The organism is Streptomyces sp. NPDC001020, assembly GCF_053599115.1.
Window position 1 is genome coordinate 65,353 of sequence record NZ_JBSFLQ010000017.1, and the last position, 24,292, is coordinate 89,644.

Annotated in this window: 21 protein-coding genes and 1 pseudogene; 10 read left to right on the forward strand and 12 right to left on the reverse strand. The window is 69.7% G+C overall.

The features are described 5' to 3' along the window. Together ACWDEX_RS18045 and ACWDEX_RS18050 are read right to left on the reverse strand one after the other, a co-directional pair. Complete coding sequence (locus tag ACWDEX_RS18045; protein ID WP_450464499.1) at positions 1-1,248, reverse strand: polyamine ABC transporter substrate-binding protein; 1,248 nt, start codon at positions 1,246-1,248, stop codon at positions 1-3. A 49-nt stretch (positions 1,249-1,297) separates the two neighbouring features. Then, positions 1,298-2,851, reverse strand: a complete 1,554-nt coding sequence (locus ACWDEX_RS18050) for a gamma-aminobutyraldehyde dehydrogenase (RefSeq protein ID WP_450464500.1) — start codon at positions 2,849-2,851, stop codon at positions 1,298-1,300. A 212-nt stretch (positions 2,852-3,063) separates the two neighbouring features. Here ACWDEX_RS18050 and ACWDEX_RS18055 point away from each other — a divergent pair, with 212 nt between their 5' ends. Next, positions 3,064-3,627: an NADAR family protein gene (locus ACWDEX_RS18055; protein ID WP_450464501.1), complete on the forward strand. Its 564-nt coding sequence runs from the start codon at positions 3,064-3,066 to the stop codon at positions 3,625-3,627. Positions 3,628-3,675: 48 nt separating this feature from the next. Here ACWDEX_RS18055 and ACWDEX_RS18060 read toward each other — a convergent pair whose 3' ends face one another. Together ACWDEX_RS18060 and ACWDEX_RS18065 are read right to left on the reverse strand one after the other, a co-directional pair. After that, entirely contained in the window at positions 3,676-4,125 is a 450-nt protein-coding gene (locus ACWDEX_RS18060) for a DUF4190 domain-containing protein (RefSeq protein ID WP_450464502.1), read from the reverse strand. A gap of 140 nt (positions 4,126-4,265) precedes the next feature. Then, positions 4,266-5,033, reverse strand: coding sequence for a DUF4190 domain-containing protein (locus ACWDEX_RS18065; protein WP_450464503.1), 768 nt, complete (start codon positions 5,031-5,033; stop codon positions 4,266-4,268). A gap of 323 nt (positions 5,034-5,356) precedes the next feature. On the opposite strand from ACWDEX_RS18065, the pseudogene ACWDEX_RS18070 reads away from it, so the two are divergent. From ACWDEX_RS18070 to ACWDEX_RS18080, 3 genes and pseudogenes are all read left to right on the forward strand, one after another. Beyond that, positions 5,357-6,470: pseudogene (locus tag ACWDEX_RS18070) on the forward strand (adenosine deaminase). A gap of 33 nt (positions 6,471-6,503) precedes the next feature. After that, complete coding sequence (locus tag ACWDEX_RS18075) at positions 6,504-7,187, forward strand: glycerophosphodiester phosphodiesterase (protein ID WP_450464505.1); 684 nt, start codon at positions 6,504-6,506, stop codon at positions 7,185-7,187. A gap of 175 nt (positions 7,188-7,362) precedes the next feature. Continuing rightward, positions 7,363-8,520: a serine hydrolase domain-containing protein gene (locus ACWDEX_RS18080; protein ID WP_450464611.1), complete on the forward strand. Its 1,158-nt coding sequence runs from the start codon at positions 7,363-7,365 to the stop codon at positions 8,518-8,520. A gap of 131 nt (positions 8,521-8,651) precedes the next feature. Here the strand turns inward: ACWDEX_RS18080 and ACWDEX_RS18085 are convergent, their stop codons facing one another. Together ACWDEX_RS18085 and ACWDEX_RS18090 are read right to left on the reverse strand one after the other, a co-directional pair. Then, on the reverse strand, positions 8,652-9,842 hold the full coding sequence (locus tag ACWDEX_RS18085; protein ID WP_450464506.1) for an ABC transporter substrate-binding protein: 1,191 nt from the start codon (positions 9,840-9,842) through the stop codon (positions 8,652-8,654). Positions 9,843-10,071: 229 nt separating this feature from the next. Then, a complete protein-coding gene (locus ACWDEX_RS18090; RefSeq protein WP_450464507.1) occupies positions 10,072-11,511 on the reverse strand; it encodes a gamma-aminobutyraldehyde dehydrogenase in 1,440 nt (479 codons plus the stop codon). Between the two features lie 165 nt (positions 11,512-11,676). Between ACWDEX_RS18090 and ACWDEX_RS18095 the strand changes: the two genes are divergently transcribed. The 6 genes from ACWDEX_RS18095 (at position 11,677) to ACWDEX_RS18120 (ending at position 17,191) form a co-directional block, all read left to right on the forward strand. Beyond that, positions 11,677-12,192: an Lrp/AsnC family transcriptional regulator gene (locus ACWDEX_RS18095; protein ID WP_450464509.1), complete on the forward strand. Its 516-nt coding sequence runs from the start codon at positions 11,677-11,679 to the stop codon at positions 12,190-12,192. Next, a complete protein-coding gene (locus tag ACWDEX_RS18100) occupies positions 12,177-13,559 on the forward strand; it encodes an aspartate aminotransferase family protein (protein ID WP_450464510.1) in 1,383 nt (460 codons plus the stop codon). The genes ACWDEX_RS18095 and ACWDEX_RS18100 overlap by 16 nt, the downstream gene beginning before the upstream one ends. 224 nt (positions 13,560-13,783) lie before the next feature. After that, positions 13,784-14,521 (forward strand): ABC transporter ATP-binding protein, encoded by a 738-nt coding sequence (locus ACWDEX_RS18105; RefSeq protein ID WP_450464511.1) that lies wholly within the window; start codon positions 13,784-13,786, stop codon positions 14,519-14,521. Then, the gene (locus tag ACWDEX_RS18110; RefSeq protein WP_450464512.1) at positions 14,503-15,750 is read left to right on the forward strand and encodes a hypothetical protein; all 1,248 of its coding nucleotides are present in this window, start codon (positions 14,503-14,505) and stop codon (positions 15,748-15,750) included. The genes ACWDEX_RS18105 and ACWDEX_RS18110 overlap by 19 nt, the downstream gene beginning before the upstream one ends. Positions 15,751-15,862: 112 nt before the next feature. Next, a complete protein-coding gene (locus ACWDEX_RS18115; protein WP_450464513.1) occupies positions 15,863-16,276 on the forward strand; it encodes a VOC family protein in 414 nt (137 codons plus the stop codon). Positions 16,277-16,471: 195 nt separating this feature from the next. Beyond that, positions 16,472-17,191, forward strand: a complete 720-nt coding sequence (locus tag ACWDEX_RS18120; protein ID WP_450464515.1) for an LAETG motif-containing sortase-dependent surface protein — start codon at positions 16,472-16,474, stop codon at positions 17,189-17,191. A gap of 76 nt (positions 17,192-17,267) precedes the next feature. Here the strand turns inward: ACWDEX_RS18120 and ACWDEX_RS18125 are convergent, their stop codons facing one another. The 6 genes from ACWDEX_RS18125 to frr all read right to left on the reverse strand — a co-directional run bounded on the left by ACWDEX_RS18125 (position 17,268) and on the right by frr (position 24,218). Beyond that, positions 17,268-18,299, reverse strand: coding sequence for an ABC transporter ATP-binding protein (locus ACWDEX_RS18125; RefSeq protein ID WP_450464516.1), 1,032 nt, complete (start codon positions 18,297-18,299; stop codon positions 17,268-17,270). 2 nt (positions 18,300-18,301) lie between these two features. After that, positions 18,302-19,903, reverse strand: a complete 1,602-nt coding sequence (locus ACWDEX_RS18130; protein ID WP_450464518.1) for an ABC transporter permease — start codon at positions 19,901-19,903, stop codon at positions 18,302-18,304. Positions 19,904-19,947: 44 nt separating this feature from the next. Further along, positions 19,948-20,985 (reverse strand): thiamine ABC transporter substrate-binding protein, encoded by a 1,038-nt coding sequence (locus tag ACWDEX_RS18135; protein WP_450464613.1) that lies wholly within the window; start codon positions 20,983-20,985, stop codon positions 19,948-19,950. A gap of 264 nt (positions 20,986-21,249) precedes the next feature. Further along, positions 21,250-22,356, reverse strand: a complete 1,107-nt coding sequence (rlmN, locus tag ACWDEX_RS18140) for a 23S rRNA (adenine(2503)-C(2))-methyltransferase RlmN (RefSeq protein WP_450464519.1) — start codon at positions 22,354-22,356, stop codon at positions 21,250-21,252. Between the two features lie 174 nt (positions 22,357-22,530). Continuing rightward, complete coding sequence (locus tag ACWDEX_RS18145; protein ID WP_450464521.1) at positions 22,531-23,661, reverse strand: phosphatidate cytidylyltransferase; 1,131 nt, start codon at positions 23,659-23,661, stop codon at positions 22,531-22,533. After that, entirely contained in the window at positions 23,661-24,218 is a 558-nt protein-coding gene (gene frr, locus ACWDEX_RS18150; protein ID WP_145867003.1) for a ribosome recycling factor, read from the reverse strand. Before frr ends, ACWDEX_RS18145 begins: the two co-directional genes overlap by 1 nt. Positions 24,219-24,292 lie beyond the last annotated feature (74 nt).

Consider the following 24,292-nt stretch of genomic DNA (forward strand, 5'->3'; position numbering starts at 1 on the left):
TCACGCCCCTGTGAGCTTTGCGAACTTGTCTTCGTAGGCCGCCTCTTCCTTGTCGCTCAGCGCACGGAAGGAGTGGGACTTGGCGGCAACGGCCTTGGTGGGAACGATCAACGGGTTGTCCGCCGCCGCCTTGTCGATCTTTGCCAGCTCTTCGCGCCCGCCGTCGACGGGACAGACGAAGTTGATGTAGGCGGAGAGTTGGGCCGCCGGCTTCGGCTCGAAGTAGAAGTCGATGAGCCGCTCGGCGTTGGTCTTGTGGCGCGCTTTGTTGGGGATCAGCAGGTTGTCGGTGCTCGTGATGAGTCCGGCTTCCGGGATGATGTAGTCCACGTCCGGGTTGTCGGCCTTGAGCTGGACGACGTCACCTCCCCAGGCGACGCAGGCGGCCAGGTCGCCCTTGGTGAGGTCGGACGTGTAGTCGTTGCCGGTGAAGCGGCGGATCTGGCCCTTGTCCCTGGCCCGCTGGATGCGGGCGAGCGCCGCGTCGTAGTCGTCGTCGGTGAACTTGGCGGGGTCCTTGCCCATGTCGAGCAGCATCATGCCGATGCTGTCGCGCATCTCCGACAGGAAGCCGACGCGTCCCTTGAGCCTGGGGTTGTCGAGCAGGTCGGAGACCGACTTCACCTCTATGCCGTCGAGCGCCTTTTTGTTGAAGGCGATGACGGTCGAAATGCCCTGCCAGGGGTAGGAGTAGGCGCGCCCGGGGTCCCAGTCCGGGTCGCGGAACTGGGCGGACAGATGGGCGTAGGCGTGCGGGAGGTTGGCCGGATCCAGCTTCTGGACCCATCCGAAGCGGATCATCCGGGCTGCCAGCCAGTCGGTGACGTTGATGAGGTCCCGACCGGTGTCCTGACCCGCGGCGAGCTGCGGTTTGACCTTGCCGAAGAACTCGTTGTTGTCGTTGACGTCCTCGGTGTACTTGACCTCGATGCCGGTCCGAGCGGTGAACTCGTCGAGTGTGGGGTGCTTCTTGCCGCTCTTGTCGACGTCGATGTACTCCGGCCAGTTGGAGAAGTTGACGACCCTCTCCTTGGCCGATCGGTCCGAGGCGGAGACGCCGCCCTGCGTCATGCCCGCAGCGGGGATCCCGCAGGCGCTCAGCGCCCCGAGTCCGCCCGCCACGAGCGCGCCGCCCGCGGAGGCACGCAGCAGCGAACGACGGCTGAGGGAGGCCCTGCCGCTGCGGAAACTGCGCCTCATGGCGGCCAGTTGGGCCGGGAACAGGCGGTCGGCCTCGTACTGCTCCATGCGCGTGGTGCCCTTTCGGGAGGTCGGCCGCGCTCAGCGGCCGACGTGGCTATCGGTCCCCGAAGATCGTGCGGTGCCAGTCCTTCCGGGCCACCGCCGTGTTGTCGAACATTACGTGCTTGATCTGCGTGTACTCCTCGAACGAATACGTGGACATGTCCTTGCCGAAGCCGGACGCCTTGTATCCGCCGTGGGGCATCTCGCTGATGATCGGGATGTGGTCGTTGACCCACACACAGCCCGCCTGGATCTCACGGGTGGCGCGGTTCGCCCGGTACACGTCCCGGCTCCAGGCGGATGCGGCCAGGCCGTACGGGGTGTCGTTGGCGAGCCGGATTCCGTCGTCGTCGGAGTCGAAGGGCAGCACGACCAGAACCGGGCCGAAGATCTCGGACTGGACGATCTCGCTGTCCTGGGCGGCGTCGGCGACCAGGGTGGGCCGGTAGTAGGCGCCCTTGGCGAGGTCGTCCTGCGGCGCCTCGCCGCCGGTGACCACGCGCGCGTAGCCGCGCGCCCGGTCGACGAATCCGGCGACGCGGTCGCGCTGGACGTGAGAGATCAGCGGGCCGAGGTCGGTGCCGGCGGCGAAGGGGTCGCCGAGCCGGACGCTCTCCATGAGCGCCGCGGTCCGCTCGACGAAGGCCTCGTAGAGAGGACGCTGCACGTACGCGCGCGTGGCGGCCGTGCAGTCCTGGCCTGTGTTGATGAGCGCGCCCGCGACGGCGCCGTTGGCGGCGGCCTCCAGGTCGGCGTCGTCGAAGACGACGAAGGGGGCCTTGCCGCCGAGTTCCAGGTGGATCCGCTTGACGGTGGTGGTGGCGATCTCGGCGACGCGCCTGCCGACGGCGGTGGAGCCGGTGAAGGAGGTCATGGCCACATCGGGGTGGCCCACGAGGTGCTCGCCCGCCTCCTTGCCGGTGCCGGTGACGATGTTGATCACGCCGTCCGGGATACCCGCCTCGGTGGCCGCCTGGGCGAACAGGAGCGAGGTCAGCGGGGTGAGTTCGGCGGGCTTGAGGACGATCGTGTTACCCGCGGCGATCGCCGGGAGGATCTTCCAGGCGGCCATCTGGAGGGGGTAGTTCCAGGGCGCGATGGAGCCGACCACGCCGATGGGTTCGCGACGGACGTAGGAGGTGTGGTCGCCGGAGTACTCACCGGCGGACTGCCCCTGAAGGTGGCGGGCGGCACCGGCGAAGAAGGCGGTGTTGTCGATCGTGCCCGGCACGTCGAACTCGCGGGTCAGCTTGAGGGGTTTGCCGCACTGGAGGGACTCGATGCGGGCGAAGTCCTCGGCGCGCTCGGCGAGGACGGCCGCGAAGCGGTGCAGCGCGTCCGAGCGCTCGCCCGGGGTGGCGGCGGACCAGCCCGGGAAGGCGGCACGGGCGGCGGCCACCGCACGGTCGACGTCGTCGGGGCCGGCCAGTTCGTAGGTGTACACCTCGGTGCCGGTGGACGGGTCGATCACCGCGTGTGTACGGCCCGACGTCCCCTTGGTCAGTCTGCCCGCGATGTACTGAGCACCGTCCGCGAAACGTTCGTGTACGTCGCGCTGCGTCTGGAAGCGGGTGTCGGCCTCGCCGGCAAGTCCCGGGTTGTGCATGTCGCTCTCCTCCGCCGCCCGGCCCGCGTTCACCGCGGGGGCTGGCGTAGCTCCAGCTCGAATTGAGTGCCGATCCTGGCAGAGCAAGTGCAGGTCAACAAGTGATTCCGTTGTTGCCTTTTGATTACGCGACGGAATCTGTCGGACCAGGTGTCGAGTCAGCGTGAGAAAGGAAGGACGGAGTGTCCGTGGTGCGTGCCAGACTCCCGTGCATGAAGAAGATCGATTCTAGGGAGTCCCTGGTGAGGGAGGTCCAGGCGGGGGCGAGGGTCAAGTACCTGCACTTCTGGGGCCACCGCCCGCGACGGGACGGACGCATCGGGACGAGTTGCCTGAGCCAGTGGTGGCCGGCGCCGTTCACCGTGGACGGGGTGGAGTACGCGACGGCGGAGCACTGGATGATGGCGTCGAAGGCGCGGCTGTTCGCCGACGCGGAGGCGGAGCGCAAGGCCCTTCAGGCACCGAATCCTGCGCTCGCCAAGAAGGCGGGGCGGCTGGTGCGCGGCTTCGACGAGGCCCTGTGGGAGCGCGAGCGGTTCGCGATCGTGGTCGAGGGCAGCTTCCACAAGTTCGCCGCGCACTCCGCCCTGCGGGAGTTTCTGCTGGAGACGGGGGAGCGTGTGCTCGTCGAGGCGAGCCCTGTGGACCGGGTGTGGGGCATCGGGCTCGCGGCGGACGACGAACGGGCGGCGGATCCGGAGCGGTGGCGGGGACCGAACCTGCTGGGGTTCGCGCTGATGGAAGCCCGGGAGCGGTTGCGGGCAGGGACGGAATGAGCGAGGGGTCGGCCTCGAGGCCGACCCCTGCGGTGCCGCAGGATCCGATCAGATCCAGCTCATGATGCTCGCGAAGAGCAGGAATCCCAGCAGCGGCAGCACCACGGTGGCGACGATCCCGCAGACGAGACCGGCGGTCGCCGCGCCCTTGTTGGTGGCCTCGCCGCGGTCGGCCTTCCCCCGGCCGATCGCGCCGAAGATGATCCCGAGGATGCCGAGGATGATCCCCAGGAACCACAGGGCAATGGTCAGGCTGCACACCACCCCGATGATGCCCAGCACCAGTCCCGTGGTGCCCATGCCGTTGTCCGGCCGCATCGGCATGGCATAGCCGGGCGCCGGGGGATACGCACCGGGAGGCGTGGACGGGTAGGACGGGCCCGACTGCGGGTAGCCGTATCCCGGCCCGGACTGCGGATAGGCGTGTCCCGGTGCCGGCTGCTGCGGTGGCCGGCCCGGCGGCCCGAACCCACCGGGCGCCGGATTGCCATCGGACATGAACTGCTCTCCCCTGGTTGACGATCAAGGCATCGTAATGGCCCAACTCGGCGTGGCGCACGGGTTGTTGGCATCACTGCGCAACGACAGCGGTCGGCGCCCGCGCAGCCGGACCCAGTCGGGAGGGACGACGTCCGGCGTCAGCCGTGGAACAGCACCGGTGCCGAGGCGCCGATCGCGTTGCCGACCTCGGACGAATCGGAGCCCGAGTCGGAGTCGTTGATCGCGAACACGATCCCAAGGATCATCAGGACGGCCACGGCGACACCGAGGGCGATCCCGACGATGCCGAGGACGAATCCCGCCTGGGCCTGTCCGCGGTTGTCGGCCTCGCCCCGGTCGGCCCGTTTGCGGCCCTTGACCCCGAAGACCACCGCGAGGATTCCCAGGATCACCGAGACGACCCCGTACATGCAGAGCAGGCACACCGAGAGGATGCCCAGCACCAGGGCCGCGACGCCGAACCCGTTGCGCGGCATCGGCATATCGGGCCAGCCGTAGCCCGCGTACCCCGGCGGCGTCGGGTAGCCGTAGCCTGCGGGCGCGGGGTAGCCGTAGCCTCCGGGCGCGGCGTAGGGGGCCGCTCCGGGATCCGTCGGCGCGATGGGCGGCGGTGGTACGAGGAAGCCCTGTTCATCCCCACCCGATGGACCGGCCGTCGGCGCGCCCGTGGGCACGGAGCCCCCGTCGACCGGGCCGAACCCGGGAGGGGCGAACCCACCCGCGACCGGCCCGGTGCCGCCCGTGGTGAGCTGGTCGTGGAACGACGGCGGCGGTCCACCCACCGGGGGCCCACCGGTCCACGACTGCCCGGCCGGGGGCTTGCCCATCGACACCTTCTCCTCCGGCGGTGCCCACGGGTTGTCCGCACCCGCGGCGTCCTGTCCCGGATGTGCTTCGTCGCTCACGTCCAGCCCCCTTGCTGCTCCGATCCGCCATGCTACGGCCGGGCCCCGCCGAGGCTCCGGCCGCCCTTCCCCGCCCCGCGCATCTGATGACAGGCCTACTAGTGCCGCGGCAGGCAACGTTCCCCCATCGCGACGCCCGGCACGCACTCTCGCCGCACCGCCCGAAAGCCGACGTACATCCAGTACGACGGCTTCCGTCCGGCACTCCCCCAAGCTCTTCGAGCAGGGGGGACCCCCAGAGAGCACGCACCGAGCGCCGCTCCTTGACGGGCAAACGTTGCCTACCGCGGCACTAGGATCGTCCCCGAGTCACCGATCAGCCGATCACCCGCGTCCCGCCCCGTTCCGGTGCCGGGGACGCCGTTCCGGGGAGGAACCTTGACCGATCACCGCCACACCCGTGCCGTGCGCGACCTGCGCGCCTTCGTCGCCGGATTGCCCAAGGCCGAACTGCACGTGCACCACGTCGGCTCCGCCTCCCCCCGCATCGTCTCGGAACTCGCCGCCCGCCACCCCGACTCCCGGGTGCCCTCCGACCCCGAGGCCCTCGCCGACTACTTCACGTTCACGGACTTCGCCCACTTCATCGAGGTGTACCTGTCCGTCGTGGACCTCATCCGAACCCCCGAGGACGTACGGCTGCTGACCTACGAGGTCGCCCGTGACATGGCCCGGCAGCAGGTCCGCTATGCCGAGCTGACCATCACCCCCTTCTCCTCCACCCGCCGCGGCATCGACGAGCGGGCGTTCATGGACGCGATCGAGGACGCCCGCAAGGCGGCGGAGGCCGAGTTCGGGACCGTACTGCGCTGGTGCTTCGACATCCCCGGCGAGGCGGGCCTCGAATCGGCCGAGGAGACGACACGGCTCGCCACCGACGACCTGCTGCGCCCCGAAGGGCTCGTCTCGTTCGGGCTCGGCGGCCCCGAAATGGGTGTCCCACGGCCGCAGTTCAAGCCCTACTTCGACCGTGCCATCGCCGCCGGGCTGCGGTCCGTGCCGCACGCGGGCGAGACGACCGGGCCCGAGACGGTCTGGGACGCACTGAACGACCTGCGCGCCGAGCGCATCGGACACGGAACCAGCTCCGCCCGGGACGAGAAGCTGCTCGCCCACCTCGCCGAGCACCGGATCCCGCTGGAGGTCTGCCCGACCTCCAACATCGCCACCCGCGCGGTCCGCACGCTCGACGAGCACCCCATCAAGGAGTTCGTCCGCGCCGGCGTCCTGGTGACCGTCAACTCGGACGACCCGCCGATGTTCGGCACCGACCTCAACAACGAGTACGCGGTCGCCGCACGGCTGCTGGACCTCGACGAGCGGGGACTTGCCGATCTCGCCAAGAACGCGGTCGAGGCGTCCTTCCTCGACGAGGCCGGCAAGACGAAGCTGGCGGCCGAGATCGACGCCTACACCTCGGCGTGGCTCGCCCCCTGAGTCCCCTGGGCCCCACGGCTGCACAATGGGCCCATGCGCACCGTGACTGCCGTGGCCCATCGCGGCGACCCCTACCTCCACCGCGAGAACACCATCGACTCACTGCGTTCCGCGCTCGCACGAGGCGCGGACGCGGTCGAGATCGACGTACGACTCACCCGGGACGGTGTTCCCGTGCTGCTCCACGACGAGACGCTGAAGCGGCTGTGGGAGCAGGACCGGCCGCTCACCTCGCTCACCGCTGACGAGGTGCGGGGACTGACGGCGGGCGGAGTGCCGACCCTGGCGGACGCGCTGGCGGCGACCGACGGGAGCCGGGTCATGATCGACCTGCCCGGCGGGCCGTCGACCCGCGCCGTGCGCCGGATCGTGGACACCGTCCAGCAGTGCGGGGCCCGGGAGCGGGTGTACTACTGCGCGGGGGCGCAGACCATGCTGGCGGTCCGGGCCGCCGACTCCGCCGCGGAGATCGCGCTGACCTGGACGACGCTGGCACCGCCCCGTCCGGCCGTGCTGGAGGCCGTACGCCCGCGCTGGCTCAACTACCGCTTCGGTCTGGTCGACCGGGAGTTGACGGACCGGGTGCATCGCGACGGCTGTCTGCTGTCCGTCTGGACCCCCGACACCCGGCGTTCCATGCGGCGCCTCCTCGAGATGGGCGTGGACTCGATCACGACGAACCGCATCGACACGCTGCGCACGGTGCGCGGAGGCTGAGACGGGCACGGGTTGACCCGTCGGCGACCTGGGCCAGCGCCCTGTTCTCGGACCCGTCCCCCTAGGGACAACCCCCGGACCGACACCCGGGATGGTGCCCTCCTTCACGATGATTCCCAGCTCCGCGGCGGCCGCCAGGATGATCACCACATCCCGCCGAGCCCTGGAGCAACCGATGAAGATCCGTCCGTCCGCCGTCGCTCTCGCCACCGCACTGGCCGTGGGCCTGACCGCACTGCCCCTGGCGGGAACCGCCGCCGCCTACTCCGCGCCGACGTCCTGCTCCGCACAGGCGAGTCCGCCGTCCACAGCCCATGGCCCCGACGCCGAGGCACTGTGCGCGGCGCTCGCAGGGCTGCCCGACCAGGACGCCACCGCGGCCCTCATCCGCGTGGGCGGCAAGGGCAGTTGGCACGGGGTGGCCGGGGTGCGGGACATCCGGACGGGGGCGCCCGCCCTGGAGGACGCGCGCTTCCGCGCGGGCTCGGTGACGAAGGTCGTCACCGCGTCCATCGTGCTGCAACTCGCCGCCGAGGGACGCATCAGCCTCGACGGCACCGTGCAGCACTATCTGCCCGGCTTGCTCACCAAGGACTTCGAAAAGCCCATCACCGTACGGCAGTTGCTGAACTACACCAGCGGCCTGGCCTCCGGCGCCTCACTCGGCGACACGGTCAAGGAGGGCTATCCGCACCGCTTCGAGACGCTGACGCCCCGGCAGGTCGTGGCGTCCTCCGTCGCCAAGGGCCCGCAGTACGCCCCCGGCACGCGGCAGGACTACGACAACATCCACTACACCGTCCTCGGCATGCTGATCGAGAAGGTCACCGGCGACTCGTACGCCCACCAGGCGGCCGTACGGATCTTCCAGCCGCTCGGTATGCGCGACACCTCGTTCCCGAAGGGGTCCGACCCTCGTATCCACGGCCCGTACAACCGCGGATACGACAAGTTCGACGGTCCGTTGACGGACGTGACCGACTGGAACATGTCCGACCGGTGGGCGGCCGGCGACATGATCTCGACGACCACCGACCTCGAACGACTGCTGGTGGCACTGTTCCGCGGCCGGGTCGTGCCCAGGCCGCAGCTGAAGGAGATGTTCACGCTCCCGGACGTGCCCGGGGCGAGGTACGCGGCGGGGCTGGAACGGTTCGAGCTGAACGGCAAGGTGATCTGGGGCAAGACGGGCTCGCGCCCCGGTTACGCCACGGTGATCGCCGCCACCCGGAACCTGTCCCGGACGCTGGTGTACTCCGTGAACGCGACCGACGCGAAGGGCGACGGTCTGCCCGTCGCCGAGCGGTTCGGGTTCCCGGCGTTCAACCGCTGACAGCCGCGCGCGGAGGGGCCGGCGCCATCGGCTCCTCCAGCGGCTCGATCCTCCCCGGAAGACGCGCTGTTCGCCGTGGGCGCGGGGAGCCGCACCGGCCGTGTGACCGCGACGCCGCGCCCCTACAGCCCCTACAGCCCCACGATGCTGTTCCACCGTTTCGTGAACTCCGCCCGCTCCGTGGCCGTGATGTCCCGCGCGACCGCCAGGCGCTTGCGCATCGTCGCGTCCGGGAAGATCAAGGGGTTCTCGGCCAGGGCCACGCTGTCCTCGTCCTTGGACGCGGCCAGGACGTCCTGGGCCGCCGGGACGGGGCAGACGTAGTTCACCCAGGCGGCGAGCTCCGCGGCGACCTCCGGCTGGTAGTAGTAGTCGATCAGCCGCTCCGCGTTGGCCTTGTGGGGGGCCCGGTCGGGGATCATGAAGGTGTCCGCCCACAGCTCCGCGCCCTCCTCGGGGACGACGAAGCGGATGTCCGGGTTGTCCGCCTGCAGTTGGATCACGTCACCCGAGTACGCCTGACAGGCCACCACGTCACCGCTGACCAGGTCCTTGGTGTAGTCGTTCCCGGTGAACCGGCGGATCTGGCCGCTGCGGACGTGCCGCTCGACCTGGTCGCTGACCTTGTGGAAGTCGTCCGCGGTCCACTTGGTGATGTCCACGCCGTTGCCCTGCATCAGCAGCGCGAACGCCTCGTCCAGGCCGGACAGCAAGGTGACCCGGCCCTTCAGGTCGGGCGCCCACAGGTCCGAGACGTGCCGGATCTCGCGGCCGGCCTTGCGACGGTTGTACGCGATACCGGTGATACCGGACTGATACGGCACCGAGAACTTGCGTCCCGGGTCGAAGGCGGGCGAGCGCAGCAGCGGGTCGAGGTAACGCGCCACGTTCGGCTGGGCGGCCCGGTCCATCTCCTGCACCCAACCGAGGCGTACGTACCGGGCGCACATCCAGTCGCTGTGGACGATCAGATCCCGGCCGGGCTTCTGATGGTTCATCAGGGACGGGCTGATCTTGCCGAAGAACTCGTCGTTGTCGTTGATCTCTTCGACGTAGTCGACCTTGATGCCGGTGCGCTTCTCGAACGCGTCCAACGTCGGCCGCCGGTTCGGGTGCTTGTCGTCCGTGTCGATGTACAGCGGCCAGTTCGCCCAGATCAGCCGTTTGTCGCGGGCCGATCGGTCGGTGACGGCCCGGTCGCCGGGTGCCACGTACGCGGCGGGCACACCACAGCCGGCGAGCGCACCGAGCACCGCGCCGCCGCCAAGGGCGCGCAACAGGGAACGGCGGGAGGGAGTTGACGTCTTCGGTGTCTGGTGCATCCCGGCAGCATGGCGCCCCGACCGTGACCGTTCAATGGACGCTGCGTCGAGCGGCCCCACCTGGACCCGACACCTTGTCGACCCGTCCTGGCCGGGCGGCACGAGCGGGCAGTGCCCCGGGCCCGGTTGACACCCACGGCCTGCGTGGGAGTGGCACATACCCGGGGGAACACCACGGCCCCGGACGGGTCTCCTCCCGTCCGGGGCCGCTCTGGTGTCGTACCGGCGCTTACGCGTCCAGCGACGTCATCACGTGCTTGATCCGCGTGTAGTCGTCGAAGCCATACGCCGACAGGTCCTTGCCGTAGCCGGACTTCTTGAAGCCGCCGTGCGGCATCTCCGCGACCAGCGGGATGTGCGTGTTGATCCAGACGCAGCCGAAGTCGAGGGCCTTGGACAGGCGCATCGCGCGCGAGTGGTCCTTGGTCCACACCGAGGACGCGAGGGCGTACTCGACGCCGTTCGCGTACTCGACGGCCTGGTCCTCGTCCGTGAAGGCCTGGACGGTGATGACCGGGCCGAAGACCTCGTTCTGGATGATCTCGTCGTCCTGCTTGAGGCCGGAGACGACGGTCGGCGCGTAGAAGTAGCCCTTGTCACCGACGCGCTGGCCGCCGGCCTCGACCTTGGCGTGCGCGGGCAGGCGCTCGATGAAGCCGGAGACCTGCTTGAGCTGGTTCGGGTTGTTCAGCGGACCGTAGAGCACGTCCTCGTCGTCCGGCTGACCGGTCTTCGTCTCGGACGCGGCCTTGGCCAGCGCGGCCACGAACTCGTCGTGGATGGACTCCTGGACGAGGACGCGAGTGGCGGCCGTGCAGTCCTGACCGGCGTTGAAGAAGCCCGCCACCGAGATGTCCTCGACGGCCTTGGCGATGTCGGTGTCCTCGAAGACGACGACCGGCGCCTTGCCGCCCAGCTCCAGGTGGACGCGCTTGAGGTCCTTGGAGGCGGACTCGGCGACGGACATGCCCGCGCGCACGGAACCGGTGATGGACGCCATCGCCGGGGTCGGGTGCTCGACCATCAGGCGGCCGGTGTCACGGTCGCCGCAGATGACGTTGAAGACGCCCTTGGGCAGGACCGAGCCGATGATGTCGGCCATCAGGGCCGTGGACGCCGGGGTGGTGTCCGACGGCTTGAGGACGACCGTGTTGCCCGCCGCGATCGCCGGGGCGAACTTCCACACGGCCATCATCATCGGGTAGTTCCACGGCGCGACCTGCGCGCAGACACCGACCGGCTCACGGCGGATGATGGAGGTCATCCCCTCCATGTACTCGCCGGCCGAGCGGCCCTCGAGCATACGGGCGGCGCCCGCGAAGAAGCGGATCTGGTCGACCATCGGCGGGATCTCCTCCGACCGGGTCAGCCCGATCGGCTTGCCGGTGTTCTCGACCTCGGCCGCGATCAGCTCCTCGGCGCGCTCCTCGAACGCGTCAGCGATCTTCAGGAGGGCCTTCTGGCGCTCCGCGGGCGTGGTGTCGCGCCAGCCCGGGAAGGCCGCCGCGGCGGCGGCCATCGCGGCGTCGACGTCCGCCTGCCCGGACAGCGGGGCGGTCGCGTACGCCTCACCAGTCGCGGGGTTGACCACCTCGGTGGTCCGTCCGTCGGCGGCGTCACGGAATTCGCCGTCGATGTAGTTGCGCAGACGACGCAGCTCGGTGCTCACTGCCGGGCCTCCAAGTTCGGGTGTCCAATCGCTGAGACCCCCACCCTAGTGTGTGGCCTCGCGTTTTCAACAGCCCCGATCCCGCCACAACTGCGAAATCCGCAGGCTTCTGTCGTTTAAACAACGAATTTCATCGATCTACCCTTGCGAAACTGTCGAGACGTCGTGCACAGTGACCTCGTGGCCAGTCGAAGCGTGCAGCAGAGGGACTCCCGCGAGTCCAGGAACGGCAGTCCCCAGCTGGACGCCGTCTCCCTCGCCATCATCGAGCAGCTCCAGGAGGACGGCCGCCGACCGTACGCCGCGATCGGCAAGGCCGTCGGCCTCTCCGAAGCGGCCGTGCGTCAGCGCGTCCAGAAGCTGCTCGACCAGGGCGTGATGCAGATCGTCGCCGTCACGGACCCGCTCACCGTGGGCTTTCGCAGGCAGGCGATGGTCGGGATCAACGTCGAGGGCGCTGTCGAGTCTGTCGCCGACGCGCTGGCCGCCATGTCCGAATGCGAGTACGTGGTGATGACCGCCGGCTCGTTCGACCTGATGGTGGAGATCGTCTGCGAGGACGACGACCACCTGCTGGATGTCATCAGCAAACGCATCCGGGCCATCCCCGGAGTGCGCTCCACCGAGAGCTTCGTCTACCTCAAGCTCAAGAAGCAGACCTATATGTGGGGAACCCGATAGCCGTGAGTACCAAGGACCTCAGCAAGACCGCGTACGACCACCTGTGGATGCATTTCACCCGCATGTCCTCGTACGAGAACGCGCCCGTTCCCACCATCGTCCGGGGTGAGGGCACCTACATCTACGACGACAAGGGCAAGCGCTACCTCGACGGTCTCGCTGGTCTGTTCGTGGTCCAGGCGGGCCACGGCCGCACCGAGCTGGCGGAGACCGCGATGAAGCAGGCCCAGGAGCTGGCCTTCTTCCCGGTGTGGTCCTACGCCCACCCCAAGGCCGTCGAGCTCGCGGAGCGCCTCGCGCACCACGCGCCGGGCGACCTGAACAAGGTCTTCTTCACCACGGGCGGCGGCGAGGCCGTCGAGACCGCCTGGAAGCTCGCCAAGCAGTACTTCAAGCTGGTCGGCAAGCCCACCAAGCACAAGGTCATCTCGCGTGCGGTCGCCTACCACGGCACCCCGCAGGGCGCCCTGTCCATCACCGGCCTGCCGGGCCTGAAGGCCCCCTTCGAGCCGCTGGTCCCCGGCGCGCACAAGGTGCCGAACACCAACATCTACCGCGCCCCGATCTTCGGTGACGACCCCGAGGCCTTCGGCCGCTGGGCCGCCGACCAGATCGAGCAGCAGATCCTCTTCGAGGGCCCGGACACGGTGGCCGCGGTCTTCCTGGAGCCGGTGCAGAACGCCGGTGGCTGCTTCCCGCCGCCGCCCGGCTACTTCCAGCGCGTGCGCGAGATCTGCGACCAGTACGACGTGCTGCTCGTGTCGGACGAGGTCATCTGCGCCTTCGGCCGCCTCGGCACGATGTTCGCCTGCGACAAGTTCGGCTACGTCCCGGACATGATCACCTGCGCCAAGGGCATGACCTCGGGCTACTCCCCGATCGGCGCGTGCATCGTCTCCGACCGCCTGGCCGAGCCGTTCTACAAGGGTGACAACACCTTCCTGCACGGCTACACCTTCGGCGGCCACCCGGTGTCGGCCGCGGTGGGCCTCGCCAACCTCGACCTGTTCGAGCGTGAGGGCCTCAACCAGCACGTGCTCGACAACGAGGGCGCGTTCCTCTCGACGCTGCAGAAGCTGCACGACCTGCCGATCGTCGGCGACGTCCGCGGCAACGGCTTCTTCTACGGCATCGAGTTGGTGAAGGACAAGGCCACCAAGGAATCCTTCAACGAGGAGGAGACCGAGCGCGTCCTGTACGGCTTCCTGTCGAAGGCCCTGTTCGACAACGGCCTGTACTGCCGTGCCGACGACCGCGGCGACCCGGTCATCCAGCTCGCCCCGCCGCTGATCTCCAACCAGGAGACGTTCGACGAGATCGAGCAGATCCTGCGCGCGACGCTGACCGAGGCCTGGACCAAGCTCTGATCCTTCCGAGGCACCGATCTCCCTCCTGACGGTGATCGCGTCAACGGCCCCGTACCGCCCGTTCCAGTGAAAAACGGCGGTCCGGGGCCGTCTGCTGTCCTGGCTCCCGCCGCTGTCTGCCTAGCGTGCAATGTGACTGATCGGCCCTGCCTTCGTTCCCCCAAATGGGTTCCCCCGGACGGGGGATCGACAGGGGACAACGGATCTGAACCGAGGTGTACGCGATGGTGGCCCCGCCGGACAACGACGTACTCTGGGCACGCGCCCTGCACTTCCAGCACAACGGCTCGCCCGCGCTCAACGGTGTCTCGCTCGGCGTGCGCGAGGGCGAGATCCTGGCCGTCACCGGCCCGCGCGGCAGCGGCAAGACGACTCTGCTCCAGTGCCTGGCCGGGCTGCTTCCGGCCCAGCGGGGCGAGGTCTGGTTCAACAGCACCCCGGTGCACACCATGGGGCCGCTCACCCGCGAACGACTGCGCCGCGACCGGTTCGGCTGGATCGACCCGGTGCCCTTCCTCGTACCGGAACTGAACGCGTGGGAGAACGCCGCCCTGTCCCTGATGCTGCGCGGCACGAGCCGCCGCCGGGCCAAGACCGCGGCCCTGGAGTGGCTCGATCGCTTCGACATCGGCGGCTGCGCCCGCAAGCGCCCCTACGAACTGGTCCAGTCCGAGCGGCAGCGGGTCGCCATTGCGCGGGCGATCGCCGCCGGGCCGACCGTTCTGTTCGCCGACGAACCGACCGCCCCGCTGTACCGCGCCGACCGCACCCAGGTGCTGCGCACGCTCACCTCGGCGGCCCGCTCGCACGGCATCACCGTCGTCCTGGCCACGCACGACGCGGACACCGCGGCGCTCGCCGACCGCACGGTGTCCCTCCTGGACGGTCGGCGCGTGCACACCGTCCAACTGCCCCCGGTCACCGAGACGGAAGGCCGGACCGCGTGCTCGCTCTCCGTCTAGCCCGCGCGGCCCACCCCTTGGTCCAGCTCCGCCGGCTGCTGGTCGCCACGGCCTCGGCAGGCACGGGCTTCCTGCTCCTGTGCACACTCGGACACGCGATGGCGCACCCGGAGGCCTCGGCCGGCTCGGCGCTGCGGCTGGCCTGGTGCCTCGCGCCGATGGCCGCCACGGTGTACTTCGCCGTCGCCGTCGCGCGGACCGACCCCGGCACCCGTCCGCGGTCCGGTCTCGCGGCGATCGGCCTCGGTCCGGGCCGGCTGATGGCGCTCTCGGCGATGACCACCGCGCTGTCGACCGTGCTCGGCTCGCTGCTGGCGCTGCTGACCTTCCTCCATGCGCGCGGCGACCTGCCGGGGGGTGCGCTCGGCGGCCGGGCTGCGGAGTTCCTCGCCGCGGACCAGCCGCTTCCCCTGCCCGCGGCCGTCACACTGCTCGCGGCGGTTCCGCTGACCGCGTCCCTGGCGAGCGCGCTGATCCTGCGCCCGAGGGGCGAACGGCCGCGTCGCGCCGGCCGGCCGGGGGCCGGCGCGCGGGCTTCCTCAGGCATTGTCGACACCCCGGACGCGCAGGAAGCCGACCTTCCCGGCGCGGTCCCCGATCCGGACCGGCCCGCCGCTGTCCGGCCCGCCCCGGGCGGTCTCCCCTGGGGCGTGGCCGCGATCGCCGCGGGCCTGGCCGTGGAGACGTACGCGGGCCGCACGGATCAGGTTCCCGGCACCCGTCTGCCCGGCGGTCTGACGGGCGGCCCCGCCGGGGTCCCCGTGGGCTGGGCACTGACCGCGCTGGGGCTGGCGCTGGCCGGGCCCGCGATCACGCATCTGTGCGGCTGGCTGCTGCAGGCGGTGCGCCCCGGTCTCGTGCGGCTGCTCGCCGGGCGCGGTCTGCAGCAGGAGGCGGGGCGGATCGGGCGGCCGCTCGGAGTGGTGTGTGCGGTGGCGTCCGCGGCGTACGCGACAGCCAGGCTGTCCACCGGAACGCATCCGCCCTTCGGGCCGCTCACCGTGCTGGGAGCGGTGCTGGTGGCGGGCTGCACGCTCGCGACGCTGGCGACGGCCGCGATCGAGTCGCGACAGGCCCGTGCCGACACGATCGCCGCGTTGGTGCGGCTGGGCGCGCCGACCACGCTGCTGCGCACCGCGGCGCTGCTGCGCACGGCCGCGCTGGTCGCGGTGTTCGCACCGCTGACGTGGGCGGTCGCGGAACTCGCGGTGCTGCCGCTGACAGGCTGAGACAAGGCCTCGCCGGCCGGCTGGAAAAAACTCACCAAGCACCGGTGAGTTTCTCCGCACCGCGCGGTCCATCCCTGCGTACGAACCACCGAACAGCCAGGAGAAACCACTCATGTACCAGCAAATGATCTTCGTGAACCTGCCCGTCGCCGACGTCGAGGCGTCGAAGAAGTTCTTCACGAAGCTGGGCTACACGATCAATCCTCAGTTCTCGACGGACGACTGCGCCTGCGTCGTCATCAGCGACACGATCATCGCGATGCTGCTCGGCAAGCAGCGCTACGCGGACTTCACCGACAAGGAGATCTCGGACGCCACGAAGACCAGCGAGGTGCTGCTCTGCCTGAGCGCCGAAAGCCGCGAGAAGGTCGACGAGCTGGTCGACCGGGCGCTGGCCGCGGGCGGTACGGCCAGCCGGGAGGCGATGGACTACGGCCACATGTACGGCCGTGCGTTCGACGACCTGGACGGCCACACCTGGGAGGTCATGTGGATGGACCCGGGAGAGATGAACCCTGGTGCGTAAGCGGGGATTGAGATCACTCAAGTGGGGTTCAAACCCGTCGGCGGGCAATTTCGCGCCAAAGTTGCCCGCCATGCGCGACCTACGCGTTGACAGGCATGACAAGCCACTTATAGACCTGTGAGCCTCCTGGGGAAGCTGCTGTCGCAGCAACGCCCCTGAAACCCCCCGCAGTCGCGCATTCCGTGAAGGGCAATCGTGTCCATATCCATTCGCACCGCACGATCGTTACGCATCCTCGGCATCGCCTCCGCCGCCACCGCGCTCACGCTCGGTGCCGCCGGCAACGCGCTCGCCTGCAACATCCGCGACTTCTCGGCCGTCGCGTCCTGCGACGACAACGGAAAGGGCGTCGTCACCGTCACCGACAAGGACGCCTCGGGCAAGGAGGCGACCGTCACGGTCTACCTCGAGTCGAACGGCGCCGACGCGAAGAAGGTCGGCGAGCAGACGGTCATCGGCACCCGCCAGGGCGCGACCGTCACGTTCGCCGAGGACTGGGCGCCGGGCGCCCAGTACCGTGTCCACATCAAGGTCCAGAACATCGTCGACGAGGACATCTCGCCGAACCTGACCGCGCCGTCCAAGGCCTGCGCGAGCGCCGAGACGACTCCGTCGGCCCCACAGACCACCCCGCCGGCCTCCACCACCCCGAAGCCGTCTCAGACCCCGGCCCCGCCCACGTCCGCCACTCCGACGACCGAGCCGTCGGCGTCGGCGTCGGCGTCGGACAGCGCCGCACCCGCCACCACCGGGGAGAACTCCCCGTCACCGGCGGCCGGCGGCTCGAACCTGGCGGAGACCGGTGCCAGCTCCAAGACGCCCATGATCGCCGGAATCGCCGGCGCCCTGGTCGTCATCGGCGGCGGCGCGGTGTTCTTCGGCATGCGCCGCCGCAGCGTGTCGAAGACCGACTGACACTTCTGTACGACCACACGGCCCGCTCCGTCGGGGCGGGCCGTTGCGTCCGCGTGCACGGAAAGGCGCGCGCCGCTTACGTGCGGGCATCGCTCCCGAGCACAACGATTTCCGCCGCGTCGAACACGGCCCCGACCTCGTCCCCGGGCTCCGGCGCCTCCCGCAGTGCGCACGCCGCCTCCAGCCCGGCCGACTCCCGCGGCTGCAGGCGTACGGCGACATGGGTGCCGCGGAAGGTGCGTGCGGCCACGGTGCAGCGCAGCCCGTCGGACGCGCCCACCAGCCGTACGCCCGTGGGCCGTACGAGCAGCGTCCCCGGCCCCTGCGGCGAACCCTCCGGCACCGGGAGCTTGCCCCACGGTGTGTCCGCGGCCTGACCGGTGACGGTCGTCTCCACCACGTTGTCGAAGCCGAGGAAGCGCGCCACGAACTCGTTCGCAGGCCGCTGCCACACCTCAAGTGGCGTACCGGACTGGGCGATCCGTCCGTCGCGCATCACGACGACCCGGTCGGCGAGTGCGAAGGCCTCGCCCTGGTCATGGGTGACGGCGAGCACGGTTGTGCCCAGCCGCCGGAACACATCGCGGAGTTCGACGACCAAACGCTCCCGCAGAGAGCGGTCGAGCTGCCCCAGAGGCTCGTCCAGCATCAGCAGTCGCGGCCGCGGCGCGAGGGCGCGGGCCAGCGCGACACGCTGCTGCTCCCCGCCGGAGAGGGAGGCGACGGCCCTGCGCTCCGCCCCGGGCAGACCGACGAGGTCGAGCAACTCCCGTACGCGCTCCATCTGTTGATCACGGGGGGCGCTCCGCATGCGGAGGCCGAAGGCGACGTTGCCGCCCACATCCCGTTGCGGGAAAAGCTGGTGGTCCTGGAACATCAGCCCGACACCCCGCCGGTGCGCGGGAACCCCGCCCAGATCCCGGCCGTCGAGGAACACCCCTCCCGAGTCGAGGGGCTGCAGCCCGGCCACGGTGCGCAGCAGCGTCGACTTGCCGCCGCCGCTGGGCCCGAGCACACACACGATCTCGTGTTCGGCGACGTCCAGATCGACTCCGTCGAGCGCGGCACGCCCGGCGAAGCGCACGCTCGCCCTGTTCAGCCTGAGCATCGTCACAGCCCCTTCGTCCGATCCGCGCGCAGCCTTTCCAGAGCCAGCAGCGCCACCGTGCACACCACCATCAGAATCGTCGAAAGGGCCATCGCCTGGCCGTAGTTGAGGTCGCCGGGTCGCGCGAGGAGCCGTGCCACCGCGACTGGCAGCGTCGGGTTGTAGGGCCGCGCGATGAACACCGTCGCGCCGAACTCACCCAGCGACACGGCGAACGCGAACCCGGCCGCGATCAGCAGCGCCCGCCGCACGATCGGCAGGTCGACCTCCCGCCACACCCGCCACGGCGACGCCCCGAGCACGGCCGCCGCCTCCCGCAGCCGCTCGTCCACGGCCCGCAGCACGGGCAGCATGGTGCGCACCACGAACGGGGCGCCCACCAGGGCCTGTGCGAGCGGCACCAGGATCCAGGAACCGCGCAGGTCCAGCGGCGGCTTGTCGAGGGTGATCAGGAAGCCGAAGCCGACGGTCACCGCAGACACCCCCAGCGGCAGCATCAGCAGCGCGTCGAAGCCGCGCACGAGACGGCCGGCGCCTCTGCGGGCGAGGGCCGCGGCGGCGAGGGAGCCGATCAGCACGGCGATGAGCGTGGCGGCTACGGCGTAGCGCAGCGAGTTGCCGATCGCCTCGATCGGCGCCACGAGGAAGGTGCCGCCGTCGCTGTGCGTGAGCGCCGTGTAGTACCCGAAGCCGGGCGCGTCGAACGAGCGCGCGACGAGGACGGCCGGCGGCAGCACGAGCAGGACCACAACCGTGACCAGGACCACGCCCAGCAGCGCCCACTGCCCCACCCCGCGCGGCCTGCGCGCCGTGCCGGCCGCGTCGACCAGTCGCAGGGCGCTCTCCCCGCGCCGGACGGTCCAGGCGTGCACCACCAGGATCGCGCCGACGGCCGCGAACTGGACGATCGTCAGCACGGCGGCGGTCGACAGGTCGAAGATCTGCGAGGTCTGCCGGTAGATCTCGACCTCGAGCGTGGAGAAGGTGGGGCCGCCCAGGATCTGCACCACACCGAAGGAGGTGAAGGTGAACAGGAACACCATCAGCGCGGCGGCGGCCACGGCCGGACTCAGGGCGGGCAGCGTCACCTTCCGCCAGGCCGCGAGGCGGGAGGCGCCGAGCATGCGGGCCGCCTCCTCCTGGCGGGGATCGAGCTGGGCCCACAGACCACCGACCGTGCGCACGACGACGGCGTAGTTGAAGAAGACGTGGGCGAGCAGGATGGCCCACACGGTCGTGTCGAGCCGTACGCCCCACAGGTCGTCGAAGAGCCCGCCAGGGCCGACGAGCGCCAGGAAGGCCGTGCCGACAACGACCGTGGGAAGCACGAACGGAACGGTGACGATCGCGCGCAGCAGTTGTTTGCCCGGGAAGTCCAGGCGTGCGAACACATAGGCGCCCGGGAGCGCGACCAGCAACGTGAGCGCGGTGGAGACGAGCGCCTGCCAGGTCGTGAACCACAGCACGTGCCGGATACCGGACTCCGTGAGCACATCGGCGATCCGGCCCCACTGCCAAGTCCCGTCGGCCTCCAGGCCACGCCGGACGATCACGACGACCGGGTAGGCGAAGAACACCGCGAAGAACACGACGGGCACGGCCATCAGACCGAGCCGCGCCGCGTTCCCGCCACGGCCCCCGTGGGGGGCTACTTCAGTACGAGCGATGTCCACGACTTGACCCATTGGTCACGGTTAGCGGCGATCCGGTCGGGGGCCATGATCTCGGGGTCCTTGGCCTGCGGACCGTACTTGACGAACTCCTCCGGAACCCGGGCTGTTTCACGCACCGGGTAGACGAACATGTTCAGCGGCATGTCCTGCTGGAACTTCTCGCTGACCAGGAAGTCCAGGAGCGCCTTGCCACCCTTGCTGTTCCTGGCGTTGCTGAGCAGTCCGGCGTACTCGACCTGCTGGAAGCAGGTGCCGTACGCCACGCCGGTCGGCGCGGTCTTCGGACGCGGCTTGGCGTAGACGACCTCGACGGGCGGCGAGGAGGCGTACGAGACGACGAGCGGTCGCTCACCCCCGGCCTTCCTGCCACCGGCGGAGCCCGAGAACTCCTCGTTGTACGCCTGTTCCCAGCCGTCGACCACCTTCACGCCGTTGGCCTTCAGCTTCTTCCAGTAGTTCTGCCAGCCCCCGTCCCCGTACTTGGCGGCTGTGCCGAGCAGGAAGCCGAGGCCGGGCGAGGAGGTGGCGGCGTTCTCGGTGACGAGCAGGTTCCTGTACTCGGGCTTGGTGAGGTCGTCGAAGGTGGCGGGCGGGGTCAGCTTGTGGTCGGCGAAGTACTTCTTGTCGTAGTTGACGCAGATATCACCGGAGTCGATCGGCGTGACCCGGTGCTGGGCCTCGTCGGCCCGGTACCGGGGTACGACCATGTCGTAGCCCTTCGGCTGGTACGGCTGGAACAGCCCGTTGTCGAGCGCCCTCGACAACAGGGTGTTGTCGACGCCGAAGAGGACGTCGCCCTGGGGGTTGTCCTTGGTGAGGATCGCCTTGTTGACGGCCTGGCCGGCGTCGCCGTCCTTCAGGACCTTGACGGTGTATCCGGACTGCTTCTCGAAGTCCGCCAGGACGCTCTTGGAGACGGCCCATGAGTCGTGGCTGACCAAGGTCACGGTCTTGGAGTCGCCGCCGCTCCCGCTCGTGGAGCCGGACGACCCGCATGCGGACAGCGTGACCATGCCCAGCCCGACGACTACGGCCGCGAACTGCCTACCAGTGATGTGCACTGAATTCCTCCTGGGATGACCAGGAAGAGACGCGGCCCTGCCCGCGAGCCCCCGCAGGGGCCCGGGCAGGGCGCAGCAGCTTGAGTGAAGACCGAACTTCCTACCCAGAATGACCTGGGCGAGGTTCAGAGGGTCTGCGGTCGTTCCCGCACTCTCAGCGCTGTGGCGCTCCCCTGTCGGAATATGAAGATGTACGTACGGGCTTCAGACTACGCGCTAGCGCTCGCTGGCCGCCAACTGCCCGCACGCTCCGTCAATTTCCTGGCCACGGGTGTCCCGGATGGTCACCGGAACCCCATGGGCGGCGATCGCCTCGACGAACGCCTTCTCGTCCTCGGGCCGTGAAGCGGTCCACTTGGAGCCGGGCGTCGGGTTCAGCGGGATCAGATTGACGTGCACGGGCTTGCCCTTGAGGAGCCGGCCGAGCCGGTCGCCGCGCCACGCCTGGTCGTTGATGTCCCGGATCAGCGCGTACTCGATGGACAGTCGCCGCCCGGACTTGGCGGCGTACTCGAAGCCGGCGTCCAGTACCTCGCCCACCTTCCACCGGGTGTTGACGGGGACGAGCGTGTCGCGCAGCTCGTCGTCCGGTGCGTGCAGGGAGATGGCGAGGCGGCACTTGAAGCCCTCGTCGGCGAAGCGGTGGATGGCCGGCACCAGCCCGACGGTCGACACAGTGATCCCGCGCTGCGAGAGCCCGAGCCCGTCCGGCGTGGGATCGGTCAGTGCCCGGATGGCACCGATCACGCGCTTGTAGTTGGCGAGGGGCTCACCCATGCCCATGAAGACGATATTGGACAGGCGCGCGGGACCGCCGGGGATCTCGCCGTCACGCAGCGCCCGCATACCGTCGACGATCTGGTGCACGATCTCGGCGGTGGACAGGTTGCGGTCGAGACCGGCCTGGCCGGTGGCGCAGAACGGGCAGTTCATGCCGCAGCCCGCCTGGGAGCTGATGCACATGGTGACCCGGTCCGGGTAGCGCATGAGCACGGACTCGACGAGCGTGCCGTCGAAGAGCCGCCACAGCGTCTTGCGCGTCGTGTCCTGATCGGTCGACAGATGCCGTACGACCGTCATCAGCTCCGGGAGCAGCACCTCCTGGAGCCCGGCGCGGGAGGAGGCCGGGATGTCGGTCCACTGCTCCGGGTCCTGCGTGTACCGCGCGAAGTAGTGCTGCGAGAGCTGCTTGGCGCGGAACGGCTTCTCGCCGATGGCAGCGACCGCCTCCTTGCGCTCGGCGGGCGTGAGATCGGCGAGGTGCCGCGGCGGCTGCTTGGCTCCGCGCGGCGCGACGAAAGTGAGTTCTCCGGGCTTAGGCATGGCCGTACCAGTGTCGCAGATCCAATCGGGTGACCCGGTGCTGTCCACCCGGACGGCTACCGTCAGCGGTCGGCACCGGTTGTTGCGATCGCGTAAGAAGGGGCCCGTCGCACCATGGCGACGGACCCCGTTTCGCGTCTGCGTCTCGCGCGGCCGAAGGCCGCGGACCTACCCTCAGCCCGTCCCGACGAAAACGACCAACAGCAGCCACACCACCGGAGCCGTCGGCAGAAGCGAGTCCAGGCGGTCCATGATGCCGCCGTGGCCCGGCAGCAGGGTGCCCATGTCCTTGATGCCCAGATCGCGCTTGATCATGGACTCGCCGAGGTCGCCGAGCGTGGCGCTGGCCGCGGCCGCGGCACCCAGCAGGAGCCCCTGCCACCACGAGCCGTCGTCGATCAGGAACTGCATGCACAGCGCGCCCGCCACCATCGCGAAGGAGACCGCCCCGAACAGGCCCTCGCGGGTCTTGCCGGGGCTGATGCGCGGGGCGAGCTTGTGCTTGCCGAAGCGCCAGCCAACCGCGTAGGCGCCCGTGTCGCTGACGACCGTCAGCAGCAGGAACGTCAGCACACGCTGCGGGCCGTCCGACGCTGTCAGCATCATGGAGACGAACGTGGCCAGGAAGGGCACGTAGAAGGCCGCGAAGAGGCCCGCCGTGGCGTCCTTCAGATAGCCCTCCGGCGGTTCCGTCATACGCCAGACCAGGACCGCGAGGGCGGTGAGCGCCATCGCCACCCAGGCGCCCTCAGCACCGCGCACGTATCCGGCGACGACCATCGCCGCACCGCCGACCACCAGCGGCACGAGGGGCGCCTTGATGCCCTTGCGCTCCTCCAGCCGGTTCGTCAGCTCCCACAGGCCCACCACGACGGCGACCGCTATGACGCCGACGAACACGGCCTTGACGATGAACAACGACGCGACGATCACGACGCCAAGACCGATGCCGACCCCTATGGCCGCACCCAGGTCACGGCCCGCGCTCTTCTTCTGCGGTGCAGGCGCCGGCTGTGGGGCGTCGGGCATGGGCTCCGGATTCTGCGGCGCCGCCCCGGAGGGCGACACCGGCGGTGTGTCGTCGCGGAACAAGGGGCCGCCCGCCCGGGCGGCCCCCCGGTTGTCATCCTGGTCTCCGCCATACGCGGGTACGTCGGGCACGACAGGCATGGGGCGCGTCTGCTGCTGGGCGTCATGCGCATCGTGCGCGGGACCCGCCGGGCCGGGGCCCTGGACGGACCCGCGATCGGCGGGCCCCCAGTATCCGGCGGCCTGCGGCGGCGCCCCCCAGGAAGAGTCGTTCATCAGACTTCGAGCAGCTCGGCTTCCTTGTGCTTGAGCAGCTCGTCCACCTGCGCGACGTACTTCGCGGTGGTGTCGTCGAGCTCCTTCTCCGCGCGGCGGCCCTCGTCCTCGCCGACCTCGCCGTCCTTGATCAGCTTGTCGATGGCATCCTTGGCCTTACGGCGCACGGAACGGATCGAGACCTTGGCGTCCTCACCCTTGCCCTTGGCGACCTTGATGTAGTCGCGGCGGCGCTCCTCGGTCAGCTCGGGGAACACCACGCGGATGATGTTGCCGTCGTTGCTCGGGTTGACGCCCAGGTCGGAGTCGCGGATCGCCTGCTCGATGTTGCGCAGCGCGCTCTTGTCGAACGGGGTCACCACGGCCATGCGCGGCTCCGGCACCGAGAACGAGGCCAGCTGGTTGATCGGCGTCGGTGCGCCGTAGTAGTCGGCGACGATCTTGTTGAACATCGCCGGGTGCGCACGGCCGGTGCGGATCGCGGCGAAGTCCTCCTTGGCGACTACGACGGCCTTCTCCATCTTCTCCTCGGCCTCGAGGAGGGTCTCTTCGATCACCACTTGCTCCTGCGTGTCTTGAGTAGGCCCGGCAGCTGTCACTCGTCGGTCTGCGGCCGGCTGCGTCGCGTCTT